Genomic DNA, 19,228 nt, shown 5'->3' with positions numbered 1-19,228 from the left:
CGGTGTCCTTTGACAAAGAGGGTAAGGGATCAGGCGTTCGGCTGCGCCCAGCGGCAGAGTCTGCGCTGGAGGAGAACGAGCACCGCATTGGCAACGAGGCCGAGAAGCGCGAGCAGCAGGATCGCGGCAAACATCAGCGGGATCTGGAAGTTGTATTGGGCGTTCATCACCTGGAAGCCGATGCCCTTGTTGGCGCCGATCATCTCGGCGGCGATCAGCAGCAGCAGCGCCGTGGTGGCAGAGAGACGCAGGCCCACGAAGATCGCCGGAACCGAGGCCGGCAGCACGACGCGGCGGAAGATCGTCAGGCGGCCGGCGCCATAAGTGCGGGCCATTTCGACGAGCTTTGTATCGACCTCCTTCACGCCGCCGATCGTTGCCAGCAGGATCGGGAAGAGCGTCGCCCAGAAGATCACGAAGACTTTTGAGGTTTCGCCCAGCCCAAGCAGCAGGATGAAGACTGGATAGAGTGCCAGCGCCGATGTCTGACGGAAGAACTGCAGCAGCGGATCGAGCGCCTGTTCGACGATGCGCGCCTGGCCCATGACGAGGCCGAGCGGGATGCCGATCACCGCCGCGGCGGCAAAGGCGATGCCGGATCGCTGGAGGCTGATGGCGATATCATCGAGCAGCGCGCCGCTCGCAAGACTGTCCCACAGGGCGGAGAGGATGAGGTCGAGCGGCGGGAAGACGGAAGGATTGACCCAGCCTTGCGTGCTCGCAATCTGCCAGAGCGCCAGAAAGCCCAGCACGATGCCGTAGCGGGCGAGGAGCGGCGACACAAACGCTTGCACCTGGCTGGCGAACCGCGGCGTGGCGCTGGGCCGCAGGCGGAAATCGGCGCCGAGCGTGGAGTTGACGTTTTCGTAGGACATCGACGCCTCCCTATTCGGCAGCCTGAGCGGCTGAACGCGCGCCGGCCCAGCGGTTGACGGGGAACGGTAGGCCGAGGTTTTCGCGCAGCGTCGTGCCCACATATTCCGTGCGGAACAGGCCGCGGCGCTGAAGCTCGGGGATGACCAGGTCGACGAAATCGTCGAGCGCGGTCGGCAGCCATGGCGGCAGGATGTTGAAGCCGTCGGCGGCCTCGTTCTCGAACCACTCCTGGAGCGTGTCGACGATCGTCTCGGGCGTGCCGACGATCGTGTAGTGGCCGCGGGCCGAGGCGATCCACTGGTAGAGCTGGCGGATGGTGAAGTCGTTCTCGTCGGCGATCTGGCGGATCAGCGCCTGCCGGCTTTTCATGCCTTCCGTCGGCGGTGCGGGCGGCAGCGGGCCGTCGAGATCGTAGCCACGCAGGTCGAGCGTGCCACCGGTGAGGCCGTTGAGCAGGCCGACGCCGTCCTCCTCGACGATCAGCGCGGTCAGGCGATCGTATTTTTCGCGCGCCTCTTCCAGCGTGCGGCCGACGAAGGCGGAGACGCCGGGCATGATGAGGATATGATCCGGGTTGCGGCCGAGGCCGCGGGCGCGCGCCTTGATGTCACGGTAGAATTCCTGCGCCGTCCCGATGTGCTGGTGGGCGGTGAAGATCACTTCCGCCGTGGCGGCGGCAAGCCCGCGGCCGTCGTCCGACTGGCCGGCCTGCACGATGACAGGGTGGCCTTGCGGCGAGCGGGCGACGTTGAGCGGCCCGCGCACTTGGAAATGTTCGCCGCGGTGTTCGCTCTCGTGCAGCTTCTCCTGGTCGTAGAAGACGCCGCTTTCCTTGTCGCGGAGGAAGGCGTCGTCCTCAAAGCTATCCCAGAGCTTCTTGACCACGTCGACATGCTCGGCGGCGCGGCGATAGCGCGCAGCATGGGGAAGCTGGGTCTCGCGGTTGAAATTCTGCGCGGTCGGATCGCCCGTCGTGGTGACGACGTTCCAGCCGGCGCGGCCGCCCGAGATCAGGTCCAGCGAGGCGAATTTGCGCGCGGTGTTGTAGGGCTCCTCGTAGGTCGTGGAGGCCGTGGCGATGAAGCCGAGATTCTTGGTGAAGGGTGCTAGCGCGGAAAACAGCGTCACCGGCTCGAAGCCCGCGATGCGAGCGTTGCCGCCTTCGCGGGCGCCGCCGAAGCCGATGGCGAGATTGTCGGCGAGGAAATAGGCGTCGAACAGGCCGCGTTCGGCGATGAGCGCCAGCCGCTTGTGGAATTCGAAGCTGGTTGCCCCGTCGGCCGGCTGGTCGGGATGCCGCCAGGAGGCGACGTGCTGGCCGCCGCCGGGAAGAAATGCGCCAAGCCTGATCTTGCGTGTCATCTCGTTTCCTTTCGCTTCATCTCGAAGGGCCTTTTCAGGCCACAGGTTCGCTGTCCCGCCCGCGGCGGGTCATGGCAGTCGCAGATTGCTGGTTGGGTTGGCCTGCTTAGCCTTTAGCGGGACACGGCATGATAGCGTCCGTCCTGGTAGAGCAGCGAATGGCCGTTGCCGATGCGGATCGCCAGTACCTTGCCGATGACGATGATATGGCTGTGCCGCTCGATCGCTTCTTCCACGACGCAGTCGATCGCCGCCACCGCATCGACGAGCAGCGGCGCGCCGCTGACGGCGGTGGTCCATTCACCGCCGCGGTAGCGCTCGGCGCCGCGCAGGCCGCCGCGGCCGGCGAACTGGTTGGCCAGCGCCTCGTGCTCGGCGCCGACGATGTTGATGCCGAGATGGCCGAAGCGTTCGACGACGGGCCAGGTGGAGGAGGAGCGGTTGAGCGAGACGAGCATGCGGGCTGGCTCGACGGAAAGTGCCGTCGCCGAGGTGACGGTGGCGCCCGTGCGGGCCTCGCCCTCGCCCGCCGTGATGATGCTGACGCCGCCGCCCAGCGTGCGCAGCGCTGCCTTCAGGTGGTCGGCATCGGCCGGATGATCGATCACCGGCGTATCGCGTGTGGTGAAAAGAGTGTTTTCGGCATGCGCATTCATCGTGTCCGCTCCGCTTGAGACCCCGGATGTCCATAGGGATAACAAAGGTCAACGCGGCAGTGCAGGCACGGCTTTCTGAAATATACTAATTTTATAGAAAATATGAACGCGCTGAAACGCGCCGGGATATTGGCTTGCCACGCTCGGGGTTACCTGCGCCGGGCCGCGAGCGCCGTCACCTCCACCCGCATCTCCGGATCGGCAAGTGCCGCGACGCCGACGGCGCAGCGGAAGGGATAGGGCTTCTTGAAATAGGCGCAGTAGACCTCGTTGAAGGCTGGACGCTCCGTGATGTCCGTCAGATAGATCGTCAGGTGGATCACGTCGGCAAGGCTGCTACCAGCCTTTTCCAGCGAGCTTTTCAGGCTCTCCAGCGTGGCGATGCTCTGCGTGCGGATATCGCCCGTCTCAAGCGAGCCATCGGCGCGCAAGGGGATATGCGTGGTGGCGAGCAGGTTGCCGATGCCTGCGACATCGGAGGAAATCTCGTCCTCGTCGGTATCCTCGATGAAAAAGGGGGCGTCGTTTTCAGCCATGGGCGTTTCTCCTTTGATGCTTCTTGTCGTTGAACTCACCACACCGTTCCGCGCGCGGCGACATCCTCCACGCGAGTAACGACGCCGTTGCGGTGGAAGACCATGCGGTCGAAAAGATTGCTGACGACGCAAGTATGGTTGGGCACGATATGCACCACGCTGCCGATGGCGGGAAAGGCCTTCCGGCAATCGCCGATATCAACCACGGCATGTTCTTCCGAGAGCGAGACGATGCGCGCACCCTCGTAGCCTTCGATTTCGCCGAAATCGCTGAAGCCGAGCAGGTCGGAGGTCAGCGCCTTGGAGCCGGCATCGAGCACCGCCCGGTCTTCCGCCGGGCGCGAAACGACGGTTGCGAGGATGTGCATGGCGAGATCGCCGCGCGTGCAATGGCCGGCGCGCACCATGCTGCGGTCGTTATAGACATAGGTTCCCGCGCGGTGCTCGGTGGCGGAGGGCACGAGATGGGCCTTCCACAGGTCCGGCGAGCCGCCGCTGGAGCGCACCGGGCAATCGATGCCCTTGGCGGCGAGGAGGGCCATGGTCCCGGCCATGAAGGCCTCCACTGCCGTTGCACCGCCTGGTGCTGGATAGGTGAGGATGCCGCTGAAGCGGAGACCGGGAGCGGCTGCGATGCGCACTGCCAGTTCCGTCGCCGCCTCGGGCGTCTGCACGCCGCAGCGCCGGCCGCCCGTATCGCATTCGACGAGCACGGTCAGCGGGCGGGCGGCATCGAAGGCACCGGCGAGACCATCGACGGTCGTCGCGCTGTCGGCCACCACGCTGAGGTGGGCCACTCGCTCATGCAGGGCGCGCAGCCGCGCCAGTTTCGCTGCGCCGAGAATGTTGTAGGTGATCAGGATGTCCTCGAAGCCGGCATCGGCGAAAACCGCCGCCTCGCTGATCTTCTGGCAATTGATCCCGATGGCGCCTGCCGCGCGCTGCGCCTCGGCCACCGCGACGATCTTGTGCGTCTTGATATGCGGGCGGAATGTCTTGCCGTGTTGGTCGAAGTAAGCCTGCGCGCGGCGGATGTTGGCGGCGAGCCGGTCCTCGTCGATCACCGGCATGGGGGTGAGGATACGGTCGAGCGGTGTGCCGATGTCGGGCCAGGGAGACGTCATGGAAAACCTTCCGGTCTTGGCGCCTGCGGCGCGTGTTGTTGTGGGTCTGGCAGCTTAGGCCTTGCGTTCCTGGAGGATGTTTCCGCCGTCCACCACGAGCACGGCGCCGTTGATATAGCTCGCCTTCGGCGAGGCTAGGAAGGCGACGGCCGCAGCCACCTCGTCCGGCCGCCCGGCGCGCCCGCAGGGGGTGGCTTGAGCGGCGCGGCGTTCGTCCTCGGTCGAGGCGCTGGTCTCGATCCAGCCGGGCGCCACGGCATTGATGGTGACGCCCTGCGGACCTGCCTCAAGCGCCAGCGCGTGGGTCAAGCCCACCATGCCGGCCTTCGCGGCGGAATAGGCCGTCTCGCCCGGATTGGCGACATAGGGTCCGGTGACCGACGCGACGTTGACGATGCGGCCGTAACCATCGGCCAGCATATCCGGCAGGTAGAGGCGGGTCGCGAGAAAGGTGGTCTTGAGGCTGACGGAAATCCCGCGGTCCCAATCCGCCTCCTCCAGTTCGACGAAGGTCCGCTGGAGCGCCGGCTCAGAAACGCTGCCCATGCCGGCATTGTTGACGAGCACCCCGGCGGGCCCCGTGACTTGGCGGAGTTTTTCGACCGCGGACTTCACCGTGAGGTCGCAGATATGGCCGGTCGCCGAAAAACCTTCTCCGCGCAACGCCTCCGCGCGGGCAAAAATGCGCTCGCTCGTCGCGACGAGGTGCACGGCAAAGCCCTCTTCCGCGAGGCTTCGGGCGCAGGCGAAGCCGATGCCGTCTTCGGCGCCCGCGCCCGTGATGATCGCCGTCCTGCGCTGCATCCGTCCCTCCTCAGTAACCGGCCGTCACGCCGAAATCGATGGACAGCGCCGCGCCGGTGATCGGGGCCGCGTCCGGCTCGCAGAGATAGGCGACCATGCGGGCGATCTCTTCCGGCCGTATGAACCGCGCCGCTGCCCCTTGCGGATAGTTGGAAAGCAATTTCGCCTTGTAGCCATCCGGATCGCCGCCGCCGTAGCGCTCCGCCTGGAACTCGATCATCGGTGTTGCGACGTCGCCCGGACAGACGGCGTTGACGCGGATCTGGCGGGGCGCGAGTTCGAGCGCCAGAGCCTTGGTGAGCAGCACGAGCCCGCCCTTGGAGGCGCAGTAGATCGATGCGCCATTGTTGCCGACCAGGCCGGCATCGGACGCGATGTTGACGATCGAGGCGCCGGGGCCGAGATGGGGAATGGCGGCCTGGATCAGGAAGAACGCGCCCTTGAGATTGACGTCCATGACGATGTCCCAGTCGTCTTCCGTCATCGTCCCGGCCTCGCCTTCCCGCCAAACGCCTGCGGCGTTGACGACCACGTCGAGACGGTCCCGCCAGCCCAGCACCGCCTCGACGGCGGCGGCACAGGAGGCGATCTTGCGCATGTCGAGCGGCACGGGAAGCACGTCACGTCCCTCGGCTTGCAGCTTTTCCGCCGCTGCCGTCAGGCGTTCGCCGGAGAGATCCGCGATGGCGACCGCGTAGCCGGCGGCCGAAAGCCGCGCGGCGATCGCCGCCCCCATGCCGCCGGCCCCGCCGGCAATAAGCGCTGTTCGGGTCTGGTCGGTCATGCCTGCCTCTGCGTCAATGGAACGCCGAGCAAGATGAACGGGCCGGGGTGATAGTCAACAGCAGAAGTCTAGAGTTGGTGCAGCACGAAGGGTTTTCCCTCGATCGTCTCGACGCGCATGGGGAAGCCGAAGACGGTTTCCAGCCGGTTCGGCGTCAGGATGGCGGTCGGCGCTCCGTCCGCGACGATGCGGCCCGCCTTCATGGCGATGATCCGGTCCGCGTGCGCGCTCGCCTGGTTGATGTCGTGCAGCACGATGACGATGGTCTTGCCCTTCTCGTCGGCGACCTTGCGCAGCGAACGCATCAGCTCGCGGGCATAATACATGTCGAGATTGTTCAGGGGTTCGTCGAGCAGCAGGTAATCCGTCCCCTGCGCGAAAACCATGGCGACGAGCGCGCGCTGGCGCTGGCCGCCGGAGAGCGTCTCGATGAAACGGTCGGCCAGATCGGCGAGGTCGAACTGGGCGATGGCCGCGTCGATGATGGCATGGTCCGCTTCGGTCAGGCGCCCGCGGCCATGCGGGAAGCGGCCGAAGCCGACGAGTTCACGCACCTTGAGGCGGCTTGCGACCGCCGTGTCCTGCCGCAGGATGGCGATCACCTTGGCGAGCTCGCGGCCGGGCGTCGTGTTCACCGGCAGGCCGTCGATCTCGATTGCGCCCGTCTGGAGCGGATGCAGCCGGGCCACGAGCGAGAGCAGCGTGGATTTGCCGGCGCCGTTCGGGCCGATCAGCGCCACGACGCCGCCCTTCGGGATCGTCAGGTCGATATCGGTGAGGATCGGCGTCGCCCGGTGCTTGAAGGAGACGTTTTCGATGCGGATCATTTGCGGCTCCCCAGGACCAGCAGCAGGAGGAAGACGAGCCCTCCGACGAACTCGATGACGACGCCGAGCGCCGTCGCATTGCCAAGCACATGCTGGAACAGCGTCTGTCCGCCGACGAGCACGATGATGCCGGCAAAGGCGGCGGCCGGCAGCAGCAGGCCGTGGCGGCGGCTGTCGACGATGCGTTCGGCAAGGGCGGCGACCAGCAGGCCGAAGAATGCGACCGGGCCGACGAGCGCGGTTGAGACGGCGACGAGGGCGGCGACGACGAGCAGCAGCCCGGTCACCGTTCCGGCCCAGCCGACGCCGAGGCCGGTCGCGGTATCCGGCCCGAGCGAGATCACGTCGAGTATATGGCGCGCGCGCCAGGCGATGATGGCGGCGATGACGGTCACGATGGCGGCGAAGACGAGCAGGTCGGTGCGCACGGCATTGAAATTGGCAAAGCTTGCCGATTGCGCCACGGCGAATTCGTTGGGGTCGATGAGGCGGGCGAGCAGGGAATAGAGGCTGCGGAACAGCACGCCGAAGACGACGCCGGCGAGCAGCATCAGGCCCATGTCGAGGCGACTCTTCAGCATGGGCAGCAACAGTGCCGCGGCGAGCGCCATCAGCAGAAGAACCTCCATGCCGAACTTCAATTGCGGATCGAGCGCCACATAACCGACGCCGCCGAGCAGGAAGACCATCAGCATCTGGCCGAAGAGGTAGAGCGCATCGAGCCCCATGATCGAGGGCGTCAGGATGCGGTTGCCGGTGACGGTCTGGAAGATCACCGTCGAAATGGCGATCGCCACACCGACCTGCACGAGCGCCGCGAGCTTCAGCAGGCGCAGCTCCAGCACGAAGGCGATGTTGCCCCTGATGCCGATCGCCAGGAATGCGACTGCGGCGAGGATAGCCGCGATGGCAAGGCCGAGAAGACGACGCTCAGCCATGCGCGCGTCCCCGGAAGATGAGCCAGAGGAAAACCGCGCCGCCGACCACCCCCATCACCGTGCCGACGGGGATTTCGTAGGGGTAGCGGATGAGGCGCCCGGCAATGTCGCAGGCGAGCACCAGCCCCGCACCCCCGGCCGCGACCCAGCCCAGCGTGCCGCGCACATTGTCGCCCATCAGCCGCGAAACGATGTTGGGCACGGCCAGCCCCACGAAGGGAATCATGCCAACGACGGTGACGGCGAGTGCGGTGATGACGGAGACGATGACGAGGCCGATCTGCATCATGCGGGCATAATCGATGCCGAGCCCGATGCTCGCCTCGCGCCCGAGCGCCATGATCGTCAGCCGGTCGGCGACGAACCAGGCGACGGCGACCATCAGCGCGGCGATCCAGAGCAGCTCGTAGCGCCCGCGCAGCACGCCGGAAAAATCGCCATTGGTCCAGACGGAGAGGAATTGCAGGAGGTCGGCCTGCCAGGCGGCGAAGGTGACCACGGCCCCGATGACGCCGCCATAGACGATGCCGAACAGCGGCACGAGATAGGGCTGCGCCGGCGGCAGGCGATGGGCGGTGGCGAGGAAGACCGACGTGCCGACAAGCGCCGCGCCGCTGGCGACGAGCGTCTTTTCCCAGAGGGCGGCGGCGGGGAAAAGAAGCGTGACGAGGAGGATGCCGAGCTCCGCGCTTTGGGCCGTTCCGGCGGTCGCCGGCTCGACGAAGCGGTTGCGCGACAGCGTCTGCATGATCAGCCCGGCAATCGCCAGCCCGGCGCCGCAGAGCACGGCGGCGAGCGTGCGTGGCAGGCGGCTGACGACGAGAAGCTGGAGCGCTTCCGGATCGCTCAGCACCCTGTTCAGCGGCATGGGGCTGACGCCGACGGCAAGGCTCAGCACAAAAAGCACCGCGAGCCCGAGGCCCGCGATCGTTTCGGTTCGTAGAAGTGGTCTTGCGGCGGCAGCAGTCATGTCGCGGTTTGAGACGCGGCCTGCCGCCGCCAGTCGAGCGGCTGAAGTTCTTCGCGGAAAGCGAAACGCAGGAGATGCGATTCGATGACGTGCTGCGTCTGGGCAAGCCCCTCCTCGTCCTCGGACGTCGCGACCAGGCGCAGGCCCTTTTCATCCGCATCGAGAAGGCTGGTGCCGCAGGAAAACTGGCATTCTCCATGGGTTTCCGAATAGGAAACCGTGATCTTGTGCGCAAAATGTTTGCAGAGCTGCACCAGGTATTTGGAGCCGCTGGCGGTTTCCAGATAGGCGGCGGATTCGAGCATGGCCTTCCCTTTCATCCCTGGACGGCGGCCGGACCCTGCGCCCCGCCCCGTCAAAAACATAACGTCTTTACTCATGTTTTCCCGGCGAGGGAAGCCAGCCATTTTTCATGGAGGTAAACTTGACTATGTAAATCAAGTTAAGCTATTTCTCATGCAGAAGCAGTCGCCGGCATGAGCACGGCCGATGGAATTTGAAAGGGTGGCAATGGCGGCGGCGCTTGGCGATGCCGAAGATCGTGGGTGTTTCGTGCGCCGGTCTCCGCGCCGCGGCGGCGTTTTGCTTTTCTGTAGAAGGACCGCGCCGTGACGGAGGGAGATGCCACCTCGCTGCTCTATGCGACCCACCGCCCTGCCCTCGTTCGCTACGCGACGCGCATCCTCGGCTCGCGCGAGGCGGCAGAGGACATCGTGCAGGACGCCTTCCTGCGATTCTCGCCGGCCAATGCCTACGGCGCCTCGGCCAGCCAGACGCTCGCCTATCTCTACCGCATCGTGCGCAACCTGTGCCTCGACCTCATCAAGCGGCGCAAGATAGAGATGCGGGAGCGTGACACGGAGCCGCCGTTCTGGTCCATGCCGCGCGCCATCGAGACGCCGGAGGAAACGGTGCTGCTGTCCGACGAGGTGCGCATGATCACCGAGGTGCTCGACGGCTTTCCGCTCGATGTGCGCGTCGCGGTCGAAATGCACCGGTTCGGCGGTTACACGCTGGAGGAGGTCGCAGCCCATCTCGGCATCTCGGTCGCCACAGCCCACCGCCATGTGCGTGCCGCACTGGTGGAGATCACGCTCAAGCTCGGCAGCGCCTCGTGACGGGCAGGCGCCTGCCGTGAAAAAAAATCGTGCGCAAATCGTCCCTACGCAGCAATTCGATATTCGGCTAGAACCGTGCACGGCACGGAGCGCCGGGGCATAGGGTATATCTTGATTCAGGACGACAGCGAAAAGCGCCGCGCGGTGGAAGAGGCCATGGACTGGCTGCTGCGGCTGAAGGCCGACCCCGATTGTCCGCAAACCCTGCGCGAACACGGGGAATGGCTGGCGCGCACCGAGGCCAACCGCTCCGCCTGGCGCGCCGCGCTCACGACCTGGGAGGCGCTCGGCGAGGTGAAGCCGCGCCATGCCGACCTGTGGCCCGCCCGCCCGGCACCCGCCCTGCCCCGCCGCAGCCGGCGTATGTGGGCCACCGGCGGGGTGTTTGCGCTCGCCGCCGCTCTCCTGCTGGTGCTGGCCGCACCTGCCCTGATGATCTGGCTGCAGGCCGATTTCCGCACCGGCACCGGCGAAAGCCGGGTGGTGACGCTCGCCGATGGCAGCGCGGTCAACCTTTCCGCCGACAGCGCCATCGATGTCGACCTGACGCCGCAGGGACGCCATGTGCGCCTTCTCTCCGGCCAGGCCTTCTTCGACGTGGCGCATGACGGCAAGCGCCCGTTCACCGTCGATGCCGGCAATGCCAAGGTCGTCGTGCTCGGCACGGCCTTCGACGTCGCGCTCGACGATGCGGCGACGACGGTGCAGCTCGCCCGCGGCGTGGTCGGCATTTCCGGAGAGGGCGCGGCACGCGGCGTTGCCGAAATGGCGCCCGGCGACATGGCGACCGTCGATGGCGAGACCGGCCTGATCACCCACGCCACCGTGCCGCTCGAAGAAATCGGCGCCTGGCGCAACGGCCTGCTCTTCGTCAACGACGTCACCGTCGACAGCGTCGTCGCAAGGCTGCGGCGCTATCATCCGGCCTGGATCAGCGTGCCGGACCGCGCGCTCGGCCGCCAGCGCGTCACCGGGCTTTATGACCTGCGCGACCCGGATCGCGCGCTCGTCGCCCTCGTCCAGCCGCTTGGCGGCAAGGTGCGCTCGGTCTCCGCCTATGCCCGCATCGTCACGCGTTTCTGATGATCCCTAAAACTTTTCGGAAAAAATCAGGAAAATTGCAGAGGGCGTGAAAAATATCCCCGAGGCGGTCGTCTCTGCACCGGGAATGCGCGCCTGGGGCAGCGCATTCCGAGGTATGACACCGGGGGTAAAATGCGTTTGCATAGCGATCGATCGACCACGACGCGCGCCAAGGGGCGTGTGCGCACCGTCTTCTTCACCAGACTGATGGTTTCCACCGCGGCGGCACTTCTGTTCAGCCTGCCGCAGGCGGCCGTGCAGCCGGCGGCAGCCCAGGCGAAAACCGCCCGCATCGGCGCCATGGCCTTCGATATCCCGGCGCAGTCGCTGGCGGCCGCCCTCAATGCCTTCGGCCGGCAGTCCGGCCTCCAGGTGTCGCTTGCCGCCGCCACCTCGCGCGGCGTGACCTCGAAGGCGGTGAAGGGCACGTTCACGCCGAAGGAGGCGCTTGCAGCACTTCTGCAAGGCACCGAGACGCAGCATTCGATCACCCCGGACGGCACGGCGATCGTCACGTCCAAGCATCTTTCGCCGCTCGTCACCGGCTCCGTCGAAAACGGCTCGACGACGCTCGACCGCATCACGGTGGAAGGCGAGCAGGTCGGCGAGGGCGACGTGAGCGAGCTCAACATCACCTCCGAGGATTTGGAGCGCAAGAACCCCGCCACCATCCAGGATGTTTTCCGCGAGGAGCCGAGCGTCAAGGTCGGCAGCTCGCTGCCCATGTCGCAGAAGGTCTATGTCAACGGCATCGAGGAAACCAACCTCGCCATCTCCATCGACGGCAGCCGCCAGAACAACAAGGTCTTCCACCACAATGCGACGACCCTGATCGACCCGACGCTCTTGAAGGCCGTCAGTGTCGATGAAGGCGTGGCGCCGGCCGATGCCGGCCCGGGTGCGCTTGCCGGCTCCATCGTCTACGAGACCAAGGATGTCGGCGATTTCCTCGACGGCAACGGCTATGGCGGTTTCGTCAATTCGAGCTTCAACACCAATGGCAACATCTTCACCACCGGCCTCTCCACTTTCGGTAAGCAGGACGGTTTCGAATATCTCGGTTACTTCAACATCGGCCGCGGCCAGGAATTTTCCGCCGGCAATGGCGACGAGGTGCTCGGCACGCGCACGCATTTCTTGAGTGGCATCGGCAAGGTCGCCTATGAATTCGAGAGCGGCGATCGCATCGAGATCAGCCATGAGGCGATCAAGGACGAGGCGCCGCGCCCGTTCCGCGCCAATATGGGCTCGACGACCGGTGCAAAGCCCTGGGAGCCTCTCGTCCGCGATTACAGCCTCGCCCGCCAGAACACGGTCTTCACCTATACGGACACCACGCCGGAAGGCTGGTGGGACCCGAAGCTGGTGCTCGCTTATGGGGAGACGGATGTCACCACCAAGGTTTATCTCAAGCCCGGAACGGTGCCGGAGACATATGACGTCACCGGCACGACGGGCACGTTCAACGGCAAGTTCGAAAACCGCTTCCACACCGCCATCGGCACGGTGACCGCCGGCGTCGACTTCTATGACGACAAGGCGGAGCTCGACGACCTGTTCGAGCCGGCGACGGAAAAGGCGAAGAACCTCGGCGCCTATGTGCAAGCGCGGCTGGAGCCCTTCGAGCGCACACGGATCTCCTTCGGCGGCCGTGCCGACCATCAGTGGTTCACCGGCACGGGCGGCCAGGAATTCAACAATTCCGGCCTCAGCGGCAACATCTCTGGCGAATACGACATCATTCCGGAATACCTGACTGCCAAAGCCGGCTATTCCCACGTCTGGGCCGGCATTCCGCTTGCGGAAAACTTCATCATGAACCCTGCCTGGGCCTATGATATCGAGCCGGACCCGACGACATCGGACAATTACACCGTCGGCCTCGTCGCCAAATACAACGGCTTCACGCTCGAAGGCTCGGTGTTCCGCACCGAAATGGACAATGCGCGCGCTGCCCGCTACGCCTATGCCTATGCGGCGCGCCAGGTCGAATCCGAAGGCTTTTCGATCGGTGCCGGCTATGACTGGGCGGATGGCTATGTCCGCGTGAAATACGCCAATATCGACACGCTGATCGACGGCAAGCCGGCCGATTCCGATACAGGCACCTATCTGACGACGCCGGTCGGCGAGATCATCACGGTCTCCGCCGCCCACACCTTCGCCGATTGGGGCCTGACCGTCGGCGGCGACGTGGAGCTTGCGCCGAAATACGACAAGGTTCCGGACGGCAGCCCCGCCTTCAAGGCCTACCAGGTCGTCAACAGCTTCGTCGAATACAAGCCGCCGACGCACCAGAACCTGACGCTGCGCGCCGAGGTGAAGAACATCTTCAATGAGACCTATTCCGACCGCGCCACCTACGGCCAGGAATTCGGCGAGGTGACGCCGCTCTACCAGCCCGGACGCGCGTTCATCGTGAGCCTGCGCGCCACGTTCTGACGGATACGGTCCCGGCTTGCCGCCGGGACCGCCCTACCGGAGACCAAGATGAAGGCCTGCTTGAAATTTTTTGCGCTGACGGTTGCGCTTCTTGCCGCCGGCACTGCGCTTGCCGCCGAACTCGAAGTCGGCACGGCAGCCGGACCGAAGACCGTGAAGACGCCGGTCGAAACGGTCGCCGTCTTCGACATCGCGGCCGTCGATACGCTGGACAAGCTCGGCATCAAGCCGGCAGGCCTGCCGTCCAATCTCTACCTCCAGGAGCTTTCCCACCTGAAGGACGGCGCGACGGTCGTCGGCGACATCTTCGAGCCGGACCTCGAAGCGCTGAGCGCGCTCGCGCCCGATCTCATCATCCTCGGCGGTCGTTCCTCGACGAAGGTGGACGCGACCACGCAGGTGGCCCCGACGATCGACATGACGATGGACGGTGACGACCTGCTGGAACAGGCGCGCGAGCGGCTTTCGACCTACGGCCGCCTGTTCGGCAAGGAAACGGAGGCGGAGGCCGCGGTCAAGGAACTGAATGCCGCCGTCGAAAAGGCCCGCGCGGCAGTTGCCGGCAAGGGCAAGGCGCTGATTGTCATGACCAATGGGCCGAAGATCACGGCCTATGGCCCCGGCTCGCGCTTCGGCTGGCTGCACCGCTCGCTCGACCTGCCGGCGGCGATCTCCGACGTTCAGGCGGCGACCCATGGCGAGGCGGTGTCCTTCGAGTTCATCCGCGAGGCGAACCCGGACTGGTTGATCGTGCTCGACCGCGCCGCCGCGATCGGCTCCAACGACCAGAACGCAAAAATCACGCTCGACAACGAACTCGTCGCGCAGACCGTTGCGTGGCAGAAGGGCCAGGTCGTCTACCTGCCCTCCGGCGATTTCTACATCGCCGCCGGCGGCGCGCAGGCGATGATGCGTGTCTATGCCGCGATCAGCGAGGCCTTTGCTGCCGCGAAATAGGCCGGATCAGTTCAGGCGCTGTTCTGTTTCCGCGTCGAAGACGTGGAACAGGGCGGGGTCGGCGCTAAGCGCTATTTCGTCGCCCGGCTTGATTTTTGTCGAGGCCGGCAGGGTCGCGACGAGGCGCTGGCTGCCGATGGTGGCCGTGACGACAAGCTCCGGCCCGGTCAATTCTGCCACCTCGCAACGCGCCGCAAGCGGCAGCCCCTGCCCGGACGCCCCGATCGCCTCCGGCCGGATGCCGAGCACCAGGCGGCGGCCCGCCGGAACGTTTTCGAGGCCCGGTACGGCGATATCCGTACCGTCGATCCGCACACCACCCTTGTCCGCCGCTCCCGCCAGCAGGTTCATCGGCGGCGCGCCGACGAAAGTCGCCACATAGAGCGTCGCCGGACGATTGTAGATGGTTTCCGGCGTGTCGAGCTGTTCGATGCGGCCATTGCGCATAACGGCGATGCGGGTGGCGAGCGTCATCGCCTCGATCTGGTCATGCGTCACGTAGACGACGGTCGTCTTCGTCAACTGGTGCAGGCGCTTCAGCTCGGTGCGCATCTCCATGCGCAGCTTCGCGTCGAGGTTCGACAGCGGCTCGTCGAACAGGAAGATTTTCGGATTGCGCACGAGCGCGCGGCCGATGGCAACGCGCTGGCGCTGCCCGCCGGAAAGCTGGCCGGGCTTGCGGTCCAAGAGGTTCTCGATCTGCAGCAGCTTTGCCGTTTCATGCACCGCCCGGTCGCGCGTGGCCTTGTCGACTTTGCGCATTTCCAGGCCGAAGCCGATGTTCCGGTGCACGGTGAGATTGGGATAGAGCGCATAGGACTGGAACACCATGGCGATGTCGCGGTCCTTCGGATGCACGCCGATGATCGAGTGCTCGTCGATGCGGATGTCGCCGCTCGTCGGCTCGGCGAGGCCGGCGATGATGTTGAGCAACGTGGACTTGCCGCAGCCGGACGCCCCGAGCAGCACGAGGAACTCGCCGCTTTCGAGCGCGACGTCGATGCCCTTCAGCGTCTCGACGGTGCCGTAGCTCTTGCGGATGGCGCTGATCGTCAGGGTGCTCATGCCACGGCTTCCTGCAAGGTGGGTGCGTAGGTTCTGGGGTGGGTGGAAATGGCGCGCGAGGCGACGCTGATGCCGGCGGTTAGGCTCGCTTCCAGCCCCTCGCCCGCCGCAAAGGACGCGAGAAACGCGGCATTGAAGACGTCGCCCGCGCCGATCGTGTCAACGACGGTGACGCGCGGCGCATCGGCGCGGAAGACCGTGCCGTTCGCATCCACGGCGATCGCGCCGTTCGGCCCGCATTTCACCACGACGATCGCGTCCGCCGGCATGCCCTGCCGCAAAACATGTGCCGCCTCTTCGGGATCGGAGACGCCCGCAAGGCTCGTCGTCTCCACCTCGTTGAACAGTGAGATCCGGCAGCGTGACAGCCATCTCCTTGCCGCCGCCTTGTTCCGCTCGGTCCAGCCATCCAGCGGCCAGCCGGTGTCGAGCGCCACCGCGATATCATGGCGATCCGCCCAGTCGAAGAAACGGTCGTAGTCTTCCACTAGCTTCTCCGTCAGGAACGAGCCGCAAAGGAGCACAATGCCGCCCTTGAGCCGCGGGCCGTCGAGCACGGCAAGGACATCCTCCAGGCTGAACAGCGGCAGGTGTCCACGCGTCGTGAAGAAGGTGCGCTCGCCATCCGGATGGGTAATGCCGACGGAGAGCGTCGTGCTGTCACCATGCACCGGCCAATGCCGTGCGTGATCGCCGAAACCGTTCGCCAACCAGGCGCCGAACTGGTCGGCGCCGATGCTGGCGGCGATTTCGAAGGGCGTGCCGAGCGCCATCCAGGCGAGCGCCGAATTGCCTGCCGAGCCGCCGACGCGCAGCTCGTCATGGTCGACGATGGTCTCCGTGCCCGGCTGCGGCCAGGGAGCGGCCGGCCCCATGATCAGGTCGACATTGACGTTTCCGACGACGGCAAGCGGTCTCACTCATTCACTCCGGGTAATCTTCGTCGAGCGCACCGGCGTGCCGGCATTGTCAACGCGCGCGGCGGCGAAGGCGATCATCAGCCGCTGGGCGGTCGGCAGCATGGCGAAGACAGCGGCAAGACCATTGAGGGCTGGGAAGGTGATCGTCGCAGCGCCCGCGACCGGCGGCCGGCCAGAAGCGTCGAACAGTACCAGCTTCGCCCCGGCCTCGACCACCGAGGTCGCCATCGCCGTCACCAAGTCGGCCGTCGCATCGTCGCCGCGGAAGAGGATGACGCCCATCTGCGGCGACAGCATCTCCATCGGCCCATGCCGCAACTGCCCGCCCTCCAGCGAGAAGCACGGCACGCGCGAAAGTTCCGTCAGGCCAAGCGCGATGGCCTCGGCGAGACCTTGCAGATGCCGCCCGGATGTCACCACCGAGCGCACGCCGGAGAGCGTTGCAAGCGCGTGATCGATTGCCGGCTCCTGCGGGTTTTCCAGTGCGTTGATCGCCTGTGCCGGGTCTTCGCCCAAAGCGGCGAGGATGGCGAGGTGCAGCGCAAAACTCACCGTCAGGCTGCGGGTTGCCGCAAAGGCCTGCTCGGTGCCTCCGGCGCCGACGAGGCAGGGCGCCGTGCGGGCGAGGAAGGAGCTGCCTTCCAGCGAAAAGCCAAAGGTCTCGGCATTACCGCCTGTCTCCTCGAACCAGCGCAGCACCTCGGCGCTTTCGCCGGATTGCGAGGTAATGAAGACCGTGCGGCCGTCAAGCGTGAGCGGTGCGCCGAGCTGTTCGGAGAGAGGCAGGGCGATCGCGTCGATGCCAAGACGCCGGTAGAGCGGCTCGACGGCGCGGCCGACGGCGTGCGAACCGCCCATGCCAAGCAGCAAAAGCTTGCCGGTGCGCTTCAGGCTGGCGGCGGCCTTCTCCGCCATCTCGCGATTGCTGTGGAAGGAGGTGAGCGCATCGGCATGCTGCCGGGCCATTTCCCGGTCGATTGCCTGAAGGCCTTCCGGTCGTGTCGTCGTGTTCATCGTCATCCTTTCACACCACCGCTGGTGAGGCCCGAAATCAGGGCACGTTGCATGATGAGGCCGACCAGCACCGGCGGCAGTGCGGCAAGCACCCCGGCCGTGGCGATCAGCCCGTAGTCGGAAACCCGCCCGCCCGCGAGATCGGCTATAGCGACCGTCAGAGTCCGCGCGCCCTGGTCGGAGGTGAAGAGCAGCGCATAGAAGAATTCGTCCCAGCCGAGCAGGAAGGCGAAGAGCGCCGAGGTCGCGACGATCGGCATGGCGAGCGGCAGGGTGACGATGCGCAGCGTGGCAAACAGGCTCGCGCCATCCATCATCGCCGCCTGCTCGATTTCGCGCGGGATGCCGTCGAAGCCGGATTTCATCAGCCAGGTGGTGAAGGGCGCCAGAATGCTGAGATAGACGAGCGCCAGGCCAAACACCGAGTTCAGAAACCCGACGGTCGCGAGCGCCATATAGAGCGGCACGGCAAGCGCCACCGGCGGCAGCATATAGGTGGCGATCACCAGCGACAGCGACCAGCCGATCGACGGCGTGCGCGACACGGCCCAGCCGGCCGGAACCGCGAGCACGATCGCCGCGATGGTCGCCATGCCGGCGACGAAGATGCTGTTGACAAGCGAGGCGACGAAGGCCGCACCCGCACTGTTCGGAATGGTCGAGAGCAGCGTGGCGTAGCGCGAAAAATCCATCGCGCTCGGCCACCACTTCAAGGGTCGCGCGACGAGATCGGCGGCCGGCGAAATGCTCATCACGAAGAGCCAGAAGATCGGCGCCAGGATGACGGCGGCGAGCAGCAGGGCCGCGCCGTGGATGAGTATCGATGCGAGAAGGCTGCGGCGTTCCATCAGGTGGCGCTCCCCGCGGTGCGGCGCACGAGCATGCCGTAGCCGACCGCCAGCACTGTCACAATCAGCGTGACGACCAGCGCCAGCGATGCGCCGGAGCCGGCGCGCTGGAAGGAGAAGGCTTCCTGATAGACGAGGATCGACAGCGTGCGCGTCGAATTGGCCGGGCCGCCGCGCGTCATCACCCAGATGATGTCGAACACCTTGAAGGCCTCGATGGTGCGCAGCACCAGCGCCACCATCAGGGGGCCGGCGAGATAGGGCAGGATGACGAAACGGAAGCGGTTGAAGGGGCCAGCGCCGTCGACGAGCGAGGCGGCGGTGATATCGCGCGGCACGGCCTGCAGGGCGGCCAGCGCGATGAGGGCGACGAGCGGAAAGTTCTTCCAGCAGTCGGCGACGATCAGCGCCGTCATGGCGGTGCCCGGCTCGCCGAGCCAGGAGCGATAGCTGTCGAGCAGGCCGATCTGGGTCAGCGCGGAATTCAGCGCGCCGTATTCCGGATTGTAGATGAGCCGCCACAGCGTCGCGTTGACGACGGTCGGCAAGGCCCAGGGGAGGATCAGCAGGGCACGCAGCACGGCGCGGCCATAGAATTGCTGGTTCAGCAGGAGGGCCGCGAGCACGCCGATCACCATCTCCGCGGTCACGGAGACCACGGCAAACCAGGTGGTGGCGTAGAGCGCGCGCTGGAAATTGCTGCTCGACAGCATCTTCACATAATTGTCGATGCCGACGAAATTGCCGCCCGTGCCGACCAGCTTGGCATCGGTGAAGGACAGCCGGACCGTATCGATCATCGGCCAGCCGATCACGGCGATCATGATCACCAGAAGCGGCAGCATGAGCAGCCATGCCCGGGTCGTCATCCAGGTGCTGGACATAGCGTCCTCTTCATATCGTC

Annotated in this window: 20 protein-coding genes; 4 read left to right on the top strand and 16 right to left on the bottom strand. The window is 65.8% G+C overall.

Annotated elements, in window-relative coordinates; all coding sequences use genetic code 11:
* Positions 1 to 29 precede the first annotated feature (29 nt).
* The 11 genes from J2Y63_RS09915 to J2Y63_RS09865 form a co-directional block, all read right to left on the bottom strand.
* A complete protein-coding gene (locus J2Y63_RS09915; protein ID WP_435265947.1) occupies positions 30 to 875 on the bottom strand; it encodes an ABC transporter permease in 846 nt (281 codons plus the stop codon).
* Between the two features lie 10 nt (positions 876 to 885).
* Positions 886 to 2,238, bottom strand: a complete 1,353-nt coding sequence (locus J2Y63_RS09910; protein WP_435265946.1) for an LLM class flavin-dependent oxidoreductase — start codon at positions 2,236 to 2,238, stop codon at positions 886 to 888.
* Positions 2,239 to 2,351: 113 nt separating this feature from the next.
* Positions 2,352 to 2,894 carry a flavin reductase family protein gene (locus J2Y63_RS09905; RefSeq protein WP_256116927.1) on the bottom strand — a complete coding sequence of 181 codons (543 nt, stop codon included), beginning with the start codon at positions 2,892 to 2,894 and terminating at the stop codon, positions 2,352 to 2,354.
* A gap of 149 nt (positions 2,895 to 3,043) precedes the next feature.
* The gene (locus tag J2Y63_RS09900; RefSeq protein ID WP_435265945.1) at positions 3,044 to 3,430 is read right to left on the bottom strand and encodes a RidA family protein; all 387 of its coding nucleotides are present in this window, start codon (positions 3,428 to 3,430) and stop codon (positions 3,044 to 3,046) included.
* A 35-nt stretch (positions 3,431 to 3,465) separates the two neighbouring features.
* Positions 3,466 to 4,554 (bottom strand): D-TA family PLP-dependent enzyme, encoded by a 1,089-nt coding sequence (locus J2Y63_RS09895; RefSeq protein WP_435265944.1) that lies wholly within the window; start codon positions 4,552 to 4,554, stop codon positions 3,466 to 3,468.
* Between the two features lie 54 nt (positions 4,555 to 4,608).
* Entirely contained in the window at positions 4,609 to 5,358 is a 750-nt protein-coding gene (locus J2Y63_RS09890; protein WP_435265943.1) for an SDR family NAD(P)-dependent oxidoreductase, read from the bottom strand.
* A gap of 10 nt (positions 5,359 to 5,368) precedes the next feature.
* A complete protein-coding gene (locus J2Y63_RS09885; protein WP_435265942.1) occupies positions 5,369 to 6,142 on the bottom strand; it encodes an SDR family NAD(P)-dependent oxidoreductase in 774 nt (257 codons plus the stop codon).
* A gap of 68 nt (positions 6,143 to 6,210) precedes the next feature.
* A complete protein-coding gene (locus J2Y63_RS09880; protein WP_435265941.1) occupies positions 6,211 to 6,969 on the bottom strand; it encodes an iron ABC transporter ATP-binding protein in 759 nt (252 codons plus the stop codon).
* Positions 6,966 to 7,907 carry an iron chelate uptake ABC transporter family permease subunit gene (locus J2Y63_RS09875; RefSeq protein ID WP_435265940.1) on the bottom strand — a complete coding sequence of 314 codons (942 nt, stop codon included), beginning with the start codon at positions 7,905 to 7,907 and terminating at the stop codon, positions 6,966 to 6,968. The genes J2Y63_RS09880 and J2Y63_RS09875 overlap by 4 nt, the downstream gene beginning before the upstream one ends.
* Positions 7,900 to 8,877 (bottom strand): ABC transporter permease, encoded by a 978-nt coding sequence (locus tag J2Y63_RS09870; protein WP_435265939.1) that lies wholly within the window; start codon positions 8,875 to 8,877, stop codon positions 7,900 to 7,902. The genes J2Y63_RS09875 and J2Y63_RS09870 overlap by 8 nt, the downstream gene beginning before the upstream one ends.
* Positions 8,874 to 9,182, bottom strand: coding sequence for a DUF2218 domain-containing protein (locus J2Y63_RS09865; protein ID WP_435265938.1), 309 nt, complete (start codon positions 9,180 to 9,182; stop codon positions 8,874 to 8,876). The genes J2Y63_RS09870 and J2Y63_RS09865 overlap by 4 nt, the downstream gene beginning before the upstream one ends.
* 303 nt (positions 9,183 to 9,485) lie before the next feature.
* Here J2Y63_RS09865 and J2Y63_RS09860 point away from each other — a divergent pair, with 303 nt between their 5' ends.
* The 4 genes from J2Y63_RS09860 (at position 9,486) to J2Y63_RS09845 (ending at position 14,477) form a co-directional block, all read left to right on the top strand.
* Positions 9,486 to 9,995: an RNA polymerase sigma factor gene (locus tag J2Y63_RS09860; RefSeq protein WP_256116943.1), complete on the top strand. Its 510-nt coding sequence runs from the start codon at positions 9,486 to 9,488 to the stop codon at positions 9,993 to 9,995.
* 111 nt (positions 9,996 to 10,106) lie between these two features.
* Positions 10,107 to 11,078, top strand: coding sequence for a FecR family protein (locus J2Y63_RS09855; RefSeq protein WP_435265937.1), 972 nt, complete (start codon positions 10,107 to 10,109; stop codon positions 11,076 to 11,078).
* Positions 11,079 to 11,210: 132 nt separating this feature from the next.
* Positions 11,211 to 13,520: a TonB-dependent receptor domain-containing protein gene (locus tag J2Y63_RS09850; RefSeq protein WP_435265936.1), complete on the top strand. Its 2,310-nt coding sequence runs from the start codon at positions 11,211 to 11,213 to the stop codon at positions 13,518 to 13,520.
* Between the two features lie 48 nt (positions 13,521 to 13,568).
* Positions 13,569 to 14,477: a siderophore ABC transporter substrate-binding protein gene (locus J2Y63_RS09845; RefSeq protein ID WP_435265935.1), complete on the top strand. Its 909-nt coding sequence runs from the start codon at positions 13,569 to 13,571 to the stop codon at positions 14,475 to 14,477.
* Between the two features lie 6 nt (positions 14,478 to 14,483).
* Here the strand turns inward: J2Y63_RS09845 and J2Y63_RS09840 are convergent, their stop codons facing one another.
* Genes J2Y63_RS09840 through J2Y63_RS09820 form a run of 5 tightly spaced genes read right to left on the bottom strand, consistent with a single transcriptional unit; the run spans position 14,484 to position 19,208 of the window.
* Positions 14,484 to 15,542, bottom strand: a complete 1,059-nt coding sequence (locus tag J2Y63_RS09840) for an ABC transporter ATP-binding protein (RefSeq protein ID WP_435265934.1) — start codon at positions 15,540 to 15,542, stop codon at positions 14,484 to 14,486.
* Positions 15,539 to 16,462, bottom strand: a complete 924-nt coding sequence (locus tag J2Y63_RS09835) for a PfkB family carbohydrate kinase (protein WP_435265933.1) — start codon at positions 16,460 to 16,462, stop codon at positions 15,539 to 15,541. The genes J2Y63_RS09840 and J2Y63_RS09835 overlap by 4 nt, the downstream gene beginning before the upstream one ends.
* Positions 16,463 to 17,482: an SIS domain-containing protein gene (locus J2Y63_RS09830; protein WP_435265932.1), complete on the bottom strand. Its 1,020-nt coding sequence runs from the start codon at positions 17,480 to 17,482 to the stop codon at positions 16,463 to 16,465.
* Positions 17,479 to 18,324 carry a carbohydrate ABC transporter permease gene (locus J2Y63_RS09825; RefSeq protein WP_435265931.1) on the bottom strand — a complete coding sequence of 282 codons (846 nt, stop codon included), beginning with the start codon at positions 18,322 to 18,324 and terminating at the stop codon, positions 17,479 to 17,481. The genes J2Y63_RS09830 and J2Y63_RS09825 overlap by 4 nt, the downstream gene beginning before the upstream one ends.
* Positions 18,324 to 19,208 (bottom strand): carbohydrate ABC transporter permease, encoded by an 885-nt coding sequence (locus J2Y63_RS09820; protein WP_435265930.1) that lies wholly within the window; start codon positions 19,206 to 19,208, stop codon positions 18,324 to 18,326. Before J2Y63_RS09820 ends, J2Y63_RS09825 begins: the two co-directional genes overlap by 1 nt.
* Between the last annotated feature and the right edge of the window lie 20 nt (positions 19,209 to 19,228).

Source organism: Shinella sp. BE166, assembly GCF_051201095.1.
In the GTDB taxonomy this organism is placed as follows: Bacteria; Pseudomonadota; Alphaproteobacteria; order Rhizobiales; family Rhizobiaceae; genus Shinella; species Shinella lacus.
The sequence above is the reverse complement of the archived record's forward strand: the minus strand, read 5'-3'. Positions and strand labels throughout refer to the sequence as shown.